The organism is Dietzia sp. DQ12-76 (genome assembly GCF_014145045.1).
Classification (GTDB): domain Bacteria; phylum Actinomycetota; class Actinomycetes; order Mycobacteriales; family Mycobacteriaceae; genus Dietzia.
On record NZ_JAALDV010000089.1, the window covers coordinates 1 to 6,673 of the forward strand.

The following is a 6,673-nucleotide window of genomic DNA, read 5'->3' on the forward strand; positions in this document are numbered from 1 at the left end:
GCCGGCGCCGATGATCGCGACCGAGGCGCCGCGGAGGGTGCGGACGGCGGGGTCGACGGCGGCCTTGGCCCAGCGGGTGTGGGCCGACCGGACGACTTGGCGGGTGCCCGCGAGAAGCAGGGCGAGTGCGTGCTCGGCGACTCCACGGGCGTAGAAGCCGGAGGCGTTGGTCCAGGTCCGGCGGTCGTCGAGTAGTCCGGCGGCGACGAAGTGCTCGATTCCCGCGGTGCTCAGCGCCACCCACTCGACGTGGTCGGGAAGCGCGGGGAAACCGTCAGGACCCCCGATCCACACCAGGATCCTGGCCTCGTCCAGAGACACCACCGAGCCGCCCGCGCCCTCCACCGCGTCGACGAGGTGGGGGTCGCGGGTCGGCTCGACGGCCACACGCAGGCCGGTGGCGTCGCCCGGGGTGGGGCTCATGTCGGCAGGGCCTTCTTTCCCGTCTCGGTGATGGTGGACACGGTGAGGAGCCCGATCAGGCAGACCCCGATCACCCAGTATGCGGGCGCCATGCCGCTGCCGGTCCAGGCGACGAGCTGGGCGGCGAAGTACGGGGCGGTCCCGCCGGCGATGATGGTGCCGATGTTGAAGCCCAGGGCGACGCCGGTGTAGCGGACGCGTCGGCCGAAGAGCTCGGTGAACAACGGGAACGCGGGAACCTGGACCACGCCGTTGAGCACCATGTAGACGAAGTACACCAGACCCACCACGAGGATGCTCTGTGTGGCGCCGAGCAGCATGAACACCGGAACCGCGATGACGATGTAGGACAGGTACCCGGCGACCAGCACGGGCTTGCGGCCGAAGCGGTCGGTGAGGGCGCCGCTGATCGGGAAGGTGGCGCACGCGCAGGCGATCGCGATGGCGGAGGTCCAGTAGACGGCGCTCTTGCCGAATCCGAGATCGTTGGTGAGGTAGACGCTGAAGTAGGTCAGGGCGATGTAGCCGGAGCCGTTCATGGCCACCGCGACGCCGACGACCTTGGCCACGGACCAGGGGTGGTCGCGCAGGACACCGAGGAGGGGGTTCTTGACGACCTCCTTCTTCTTGGCCATCGCCTCGAACTCGGGTGTGTCCTCGAGCTTCATCCTGATGCGCAGGCACACGAAGGCCAGGGGGAGGGCGAGGAGGAACGGGATGCGCCAGCCCCACGAGGACATGGCCTCCTCGCCGACGAGCAGGGTGACCAGGCCGACGACGGCGGCGGCCACCGCGAACCCGAGCGTGGCGCCGATCGGGGTGAAGGAACCGAAGAAGCCCCGTCGGCCGGCGGGCACGGTTTCGGCGATGTAGGTCGCCGCGCCACCGATCTCGCCGCCGGCGGAGAAGCCCTGTGCCAGGCGGACCAGGACGAGCAGGATCGGTGCGGCGACGCCGATGGCGGCGTGGGTCGGGAGCATTCCGAGGATGCCGCTGGCCACGCCCATGGCCACGACGCTGGCGATGAGCGCCGTCCGGCGGCCGATGCGGTCACCGAGGCGACCGAAGAAGATCCCGCCGACCGGCCGGGCCACGTAGGCGACACCGAAGACGGCCAGGGTCGACAGGATCGACGCCGCGGGGTCCTGCGAGGGGAAGAAGAGCGGGGCGATGAAGACCGCCAGGAACCCGTAGACGGCGAAGTCGTAGTACTCGATGAGCGTGCCGACCCCGCCCGCGAGCGCGGCCCGGCGGGTGAGCCTGGGGTCGGGGGTGCGCCGTGTCGACTCCGCCGTGGGGTGGTCGGCGTCAGGTGGTGCCGCTGCTGCGTGGTGCTGCGGCTGATGTACCTCGGTCATGGTGTCGCGTCCTTGTCGGTCAGGAGGGGCAGGCAGGGGGCGGTGAGGTGGAGCAGTGGAAGGGGGTTCAGGTCCGCGCGGGGGCGTGCTCGGCCAGTAGCAGGTCGTACGAGCTGCCGGCCTCGATGATCGCGACGGTACGAGGGTTGGGCGGGGTGCCCGTGATCCGGGTGCCGGTGGCGGCTTCCAGGGTCGCGGTGCGCCAGTCGAGCGTGACCTCGTCGCCGCGCGAGACCGCCGCGGTGACCCCCGGGATGGTGATCAGGGGCATGCCGTTGAAGGTCTCGCCGCGCCAGAAGCCGGGGGAGAACGATTCGGCGACGACCGCGGCGATCCCGAGGTCCCGGAGGGCGATCATCGGCGGGTAGTGCGGGTGGCCGTAGCCGAAGTTCCGGCCCCCCACGACGATGTCGCCGGGCCGGACGCGCTCGGCGAAGCCGGGGTCGAAGTCCTGCATGCAGGCCGCCCGCAACAGCTCGCGGTCGTAGGTCTTGATGTTGGCCACGCCCACCACGAGATCGATGTCGAAGTCGTCCCCGAAGACCCAGGCGACGCGGCCGGTGATGACGTCGGGCGGCGGCGGGTACGCGCTCATCGGGACGCCTCCCCGATGGTGCCGGTGATCGCACTGGCGGCGACGGTGTAAGGCGAACCCATGTAGATGTTCGCCTCGGGACTGCCCATCCGGCCGGTGATGTTGAGGACGCCGGTGGAGATGCAGTTCTCGTCGGGCTGGAGGGGTTGTTGGTAGCCGAAGCAGAAGTCGCAGCTGGACTCGGCGATCGTCGCCCCGGCGGTGCGCAGGACGTCGAGGATCCCCTCCGCCTCGGCCTGGGCGAACACCTTCTTGGACGTCGGGACGATGTTGAGCTCGACCGTCGGTGCGACCTTCCGCCCGTCGAGCACGAGGGCGGCCGCCCGGAGATCCTCGATCCGTCCGCTGGCACACGACCCGATGAAGGCGCGGGTGATGGGCGTGCCCTCGAGTTCGGCCGCCGTCGAGGTGTTGGCCACGCGCGCCGAGCCCGGCCGGACGACGCGGGGCACCAGCGTCGACAGGTCGATGCTGTGGCGCGCGGCGTAGGTGGCGTCGGCGTCGGGATAGACGGGGTCGAACTCTCCGCGAGCGACCTCGGTGGCGTAGGCGATCGAGACGTCGTCGGGCTCGAAGATCGCCGACACCGCCCCGGTGAACATCGCCATCCCGCACAGGCCCTGTCGGTGGTCGATCGCCATGTCGCGGGCGCCCGGACCGCCGAACTCCATGACCTGGTGGGCGCATCCGTCGGCGCCCACCAGCTCGATGATGGTGTGGACCAGATCGCGACTGTCGACCCCGTCCGGGAACGTCCCCGTGAGCTCGAACCGGGTGGTCCGGGGGATGTCGACGTGCACCTGCCCGGTGACCCATGCCTCGATGAGGTCGCGTCGGATCCCCCAGCCGAGGGCGTTGAAGGCGCCCACCCCGCTGATGTGGCCGTCGAAGTGGACCAGGAAGTCGCCGGGGGTCGCCAGGCCGAGCTCAGCGGTCAGCTGGTGGCCGATCCCCTCGGCCTCGTGGAGTTCGATGCCGTAGAACTCGCACCACTCCCGGGTCACGGTGTGGACCTCGGTCTCCCGCTGGTCCTTCCTGGTGAGCATGTGGTCGATAAAGACGACGTACCGGCCGGGGTCCTCGAGCGTGGTGATGCCGAAGTCCTCGTGCATCTGCCGGAACATGACGTCGGTGTACCCGGGGAAGTCGTAGGCGATCATCCGCGAGGGCCGGACGGCGTGGTTCTCCCCGGCGCGCACGGTGGGATGGTCGGTGGCCCTGGCGAGGATCTTCTCGGCGATCGTGAAGCCCATCGGTCACGCCCCCTTCGCGGGTAGGTACTCGTTCTGCATCGCCTCGATCTCGGGGAAACCGATCATTTCGACGAACTCGTGGTGGGCCATCGCGTCCGCGCTCACCTCGGCCGGAGGTTCACCCGCCGCGAGGCGACCCAGCACGGTCCGGCCGGCACCGGTGGCGGCCATGAGCAGTTGGGTGGGCAGCAGCGCCAGTCGCACGCCGATCTGGTCCAGGACCTCGGGGGTGAACTCCCGCTCCGTCCAGGTGGACGCGGTCAGCGTGGCCATGAGGGGGACGCCGACCTCGGAGTGGCAGCGCTGCCATTCCTCCACGGTGCTGAAGGTCTTGGTGACCGGCATGATCATGTCGGCGCCGGCCTCGACGTAGGCCCGGCCGCGCCGGAGGGCCTCCTCGCCGGTGGCGTCCGTTCGGGCGATCAGCAGGACGTCGTCCGGGGTGGTGTCGCGGACGGCGCGAATCTTGCCCACCGCCTCGGGGACGGGGATCAGGTCGACGGGTTCGCCCACGCAGATCGGGCACGACTTGGGGGAGACCTGGTCCTCCATGAACATGCCCTGTACGCCGGCCTTGACGAACATCGTCGCCGTGCGGGCGGCGTTGACGGCGTTGCCGTAGCCGGTGTCGATGTCGGCGACCACCGGGAGTGCGGAGGCGGCGGTGATGGTGCGGATCGCGGTGAGGTTCTCGCTCATCGTGTAGAGCTCGGCGTCGGGGAGCCCGAGGGCGGCGGAGATCGCGAAGCCGGAGGCGCACAGTGCGTCGAAGCCGGCCTGCTCTGCCAGTCGCGCCGTCAGTCCGTCCCAGACCCCCGGCGCGTACACGAGCCTGTCCGAGGTGAGGTCCTTCAGGGTGGGCGATGTCATGCCGCTCACCTCCATTTCGTATAGCGGAACGCATTTCGTAATGCGGTACGAAACTAAACGTGGTCCGCGTCACATGTCAAGCGCGGGCGGTCGGGGTGGAACCGCGGCCGGCTGCCTACGATGGCGGGACCACCCGACACCCCGGACAGAACAGGACCTCGCCGTGCCCAGTCCGCCCAGGCCGCCGTCGCCCGCATCCGACGCATCGCAGAGCAGGGAACTGGTGGGTGCCCTTCTCAAGGCCTGCGCGCTCCTCGACCACTTCGGCGCCGACCGCTCCACGTGGACGCTCACCGAGCTGACCGAGGTCAGCGGCATGAACAAGACGACCGTGCACCGGCTCATGGCGACCCTCATCCACGCGGGGTGGGTCGATCGCACGCCCGAGGGCGGCTACCGGGTGACCGTGCGACTGTTCGAGATCGGGGCGTCGGCCCTGGCGGACCTGGACATCCGCTCGGCCGCCCGGTCGTTCCTGACGGGGCTGGTCGCGGAGTTCGGCGATACCGCGTACCTCATGGTCCCGGCGGAGGAGGGCGCCGTGTGCATCGACAAGGTGGAGGGGAGCGGAAGCCTCGTCGTCGCCGGGATCAACATCGGGACCGTCCTGCCGTACCACGCCGCCGCCGGCCCGGTCGCGATGCTGGCCCACTCCCCGCAGCTGCGGAACGCGTGGATCCGGCCGGGCCTGCACACCTACACCTCCCGTACGGTGCACGAGCCGGGCGAGCTGATCGCCCACCTCGACGAGGTGCGCGCCGCCGGTTACTCGCTCAGCGAGTCCGACTTCCTCGAGGGGGTGTCCGCCGTCGCCGCGCCGATCCTCGACGACGACGGGTCCGTGCTGGGGTCGATCAGCATCGGGGGTCGCTCCGAGAACTTCTCCGGCGAGATCCTCGAGGCCAAGATCGCGCACGTCACGCGGGCCGCCCTCCGGATCTCGGCGGCACTGCGAGCCGCGCGCGGGTGACCGAGGCCCGGGCCCGGGTCAACTACTCTTGACACTAGAAGTCAAGCCTGCTTAACATCGGGCCATGGCAGTTCGGGAGTCCGACGTGACCGGGCCGAACCCGGTCAGGGAGTACCGCAAAGAGAAGCGGGTCACCCAGGCGGAGCTCGCCGAGGCGGTGGGAGTCAGCAGGCAGACGATCATCGCGGTCGAGCGGGGCGACTACTCGCCGTCGGTGTACTTGGCGATTCGCATCGCGCGGGTCCTGGAACGGTCGGTCGAAGAGCTATTCATTCTGGAGGAGGAACCCCGATGACTCAGCGTGACAGCGTGTTCGACCGGTGGTCGGACCGGGTGATGAACCTCGACAGCCCGGTGTACGGCGATGAGCGGGAGCGCACGGTCTTCATGGAGGCGAGTTCGTTCGGCCTGACCATCGGGCTGTACGCGGGATTGGCGGGAGCCGTCGTCTCGGCGGCGTTCGGCCTGATCCTGCTCCCGACGGTGCTCCTTGTGCTCACCATCCTGCCCGCGGCGGCGACCCAGTGGTATGCGCGGCGGCGGGGTGTCCACCTCAACGCTCTCGTCGAGCGGTCCGGGGCCAGGTCGGCGATGGTGACCATGGTCGGCGGGTGCGCGCTCGTCGCCCTGGTCTTCGCCGCGATGACCTTCACCGTCTTCGCTGGTCAGCCGCTCCTGCCGACCCCGTCCGTCACGCTGACACCCGGGGAGGGTCCGCTCGGCGGGGCGGCACAGGGCGCCGTGATCGGCGGGATGATCGGTGCGGTAGCCGGGATGATCGGGTCGGTCGTGAGCTACCGCAAGGCCAGCCGCGGGAAGTAGCAGCGGCGTGATTGGTCCTCACCGCGGGCCGGGGTGCGGAGGCGAGCCGATGCACGATTCCGACCGGTCGTGCCCCGTGCAGGTCCGGTGGCATAGTGGGGACGGCAAGCCCCATCGTGTCCGGGCCAGCCCGGGCACGTGGCGACACCGCACGAATCCGCGCAGGTCAGCGCCTGCGCCGACGAGAGGATCGCACATGGCTATCAACGACGACGACATGACGACCACCGGCAACTCGGGCGAGGGCGTCGCCGACGGCGGTTCGAACCCCGGCGGCCACGACGGCGGTGCCGACGGCTCCGCCCAGCACACGAAGGGTGAGGGCGAAGGCCTCGCCGACGGCGGCTCCAACCCGGACGGCCACGACGGCGGTGCCGACGGT

At 70.0% G+C, this 6,673-nt stretch carries 8 protein-coding genes and 1 pseudogene; 4 read left to right on the forward strand and 5 right to left on the reverse strand.

Annotation, left to right across the window (positions count from 1 at the left end; all coding sequences use genetic code 11):
• From G6019_RS04190 to G6019_RS04210, 5 genes and pseudogenes are all read right to left on the reverse strand, one after another.
• A pseudogene (locus G6019_RS04190) lies at positions 1–423 on the reverse strand (hydroxyacid dehydrogenase); the annotation flags it as partial.
• Positions 420–1,781, reverse strand: coding sequence for an MFS transporter (locus G6019_RS04195; RefSeq protein WP_182613579.1), 1,362 nt, complete (start codon positions 1,779–1,781; stop codon positions 420–422). The gene G6019_RS04195 and the pseudogene G6019_RS04190, both read right to left, overlap by 4 nt.
• 67 nt (positions 1,782–1,848) lie before the next feature.
• Complete coding sequence (locus G6019_RS04200) at positions 1,849–2,376, reverse strand: 3-isopropylmalate dehydratase (RefSeq protein ID WP_182613578.1); 528 nt, start codon at positions 2,374–2,376, stop codon at positions 1,849–1,851.
• On the reverse strand, positions 2,373–3,629 hold the full coding sequence (locus G6019_RS04205) for a 3-isopropylmalate dehydratase large subunit (protein ID WP_182613577.1): 1,257 nt from the start codon (positions 3,627–3,629) through the stop codon (positions 2,373–2,375). The genes G6019_RS04200 and G6019_RS04205 overlap by 4 nt, the downstream gene beginning before the upstream one ends.
• A 3-nt stretch (positions 3,630–3,632) precedes the next feature.
• A complete protein-coding gene (locus tag G6019_RS04210) occupies positions 3,633–4,499 on the reverse strand; it encodes an isocitrate lyase/PEP mutase family protein (RefSeq protein ID WP_182613576.1) in 867 nt (288 codons plus the stop codon).
• Positions 4,500–4,662: 163 nt separating this feature from the next.
• On the opposite strand from G6019_RS04210, the gene G6019_RS04215 reads away from it, so the two are divergent.
• From G6019_RS04215 to G6019_RS04230, 4 genes are all read left to right on the forward strand, one after another.
• The gene (locus G6019_RS04215) at positions 4,663–5,469 is read left to right on the forward strand and encodes an IclR family transcriptional regulator (protein ID WP_309230154.1); all 807 of its coding nucleotides are present in this window, start codon (positions 4,663–4,665) and stop codon (positions 5,467–5,469) included.
• Positions 5,470–5,533: 64 nt separating this feature from the next.
• Complete coding sequence (locus tag G6019_RS04220) at positions 5,534–5,764, forward strand: helix-turn-helix transcriptional regulator (protein WP_182613575.1); 231 nt, start codon at positions 5,534–5,536, stop codon at positions 5,762–5,764.
• On the forward strand, positions 5,761–6,291 hold the full coding sequence (locus tag G6019_RS04225; protein ID WP_182613574.1) for a hypothetical protein: 531 nt from the start codon (positions 5,761–5,763) through the stop codon (positions 6,289–6,291). The genes G6019_RS04220 and G6019_RS04225 overlap by 4 nt, the downstream gene beginning before the upstream one ends.
• A gap of 196 nt (positions 6,292–6,487) precedes the next feature.
• The coding region (locus G6019_RS04230) for a BatC protein (RefSeq protein ID WP_182627092.1) at positions 6,488–6,673 on the forward strand (186 nt) is incomplete at its 3' end.

Coding starts and splice junctions, on each gene's coding strand:
- G6019_RS04195 (WP_182613579.1), bottom strand. CDS start 1,781: ATGACCGAGGTACATCAGCCGCAGCACCACGCAGCAGCGGCACCACCT.
- G6019_RS04200 (WP_182613578.1), bottom strand. CDS start 2,376: ATGAGCGCGTACCCGCCGCCGCCCGACGTCATCACCGGCCGCGTCGCC.
- G6019_RS04205 (WP_182613577.1), bottom strand. CDS start 3,629: ATGGGCTTCACGATCGCCGAGAAGATCCTCGCCAGGGCCACCGACCAT.
- G6019_RS04210 (WP_182613576.1), bottom strand. CDS start 4,499: ATGACATCGCCCACCCTGAAGGACCTCACCTCGGACAGGCTCGTGTAC.
- G6019_RS04220 (WP_182613575.1), top strand. CDS start 5,534: ATGGCAGTTCGGGAGTCCGACGTGACCGGGCCGAACCCGGTCAGGGAG.
- G6019_RS04225 (WP_182613574.1), top strand. CDS start 5,761: ATGACTCAGCGTGACAGCGTGTTCGACCGGTGGTCGGACCGGGTGATG.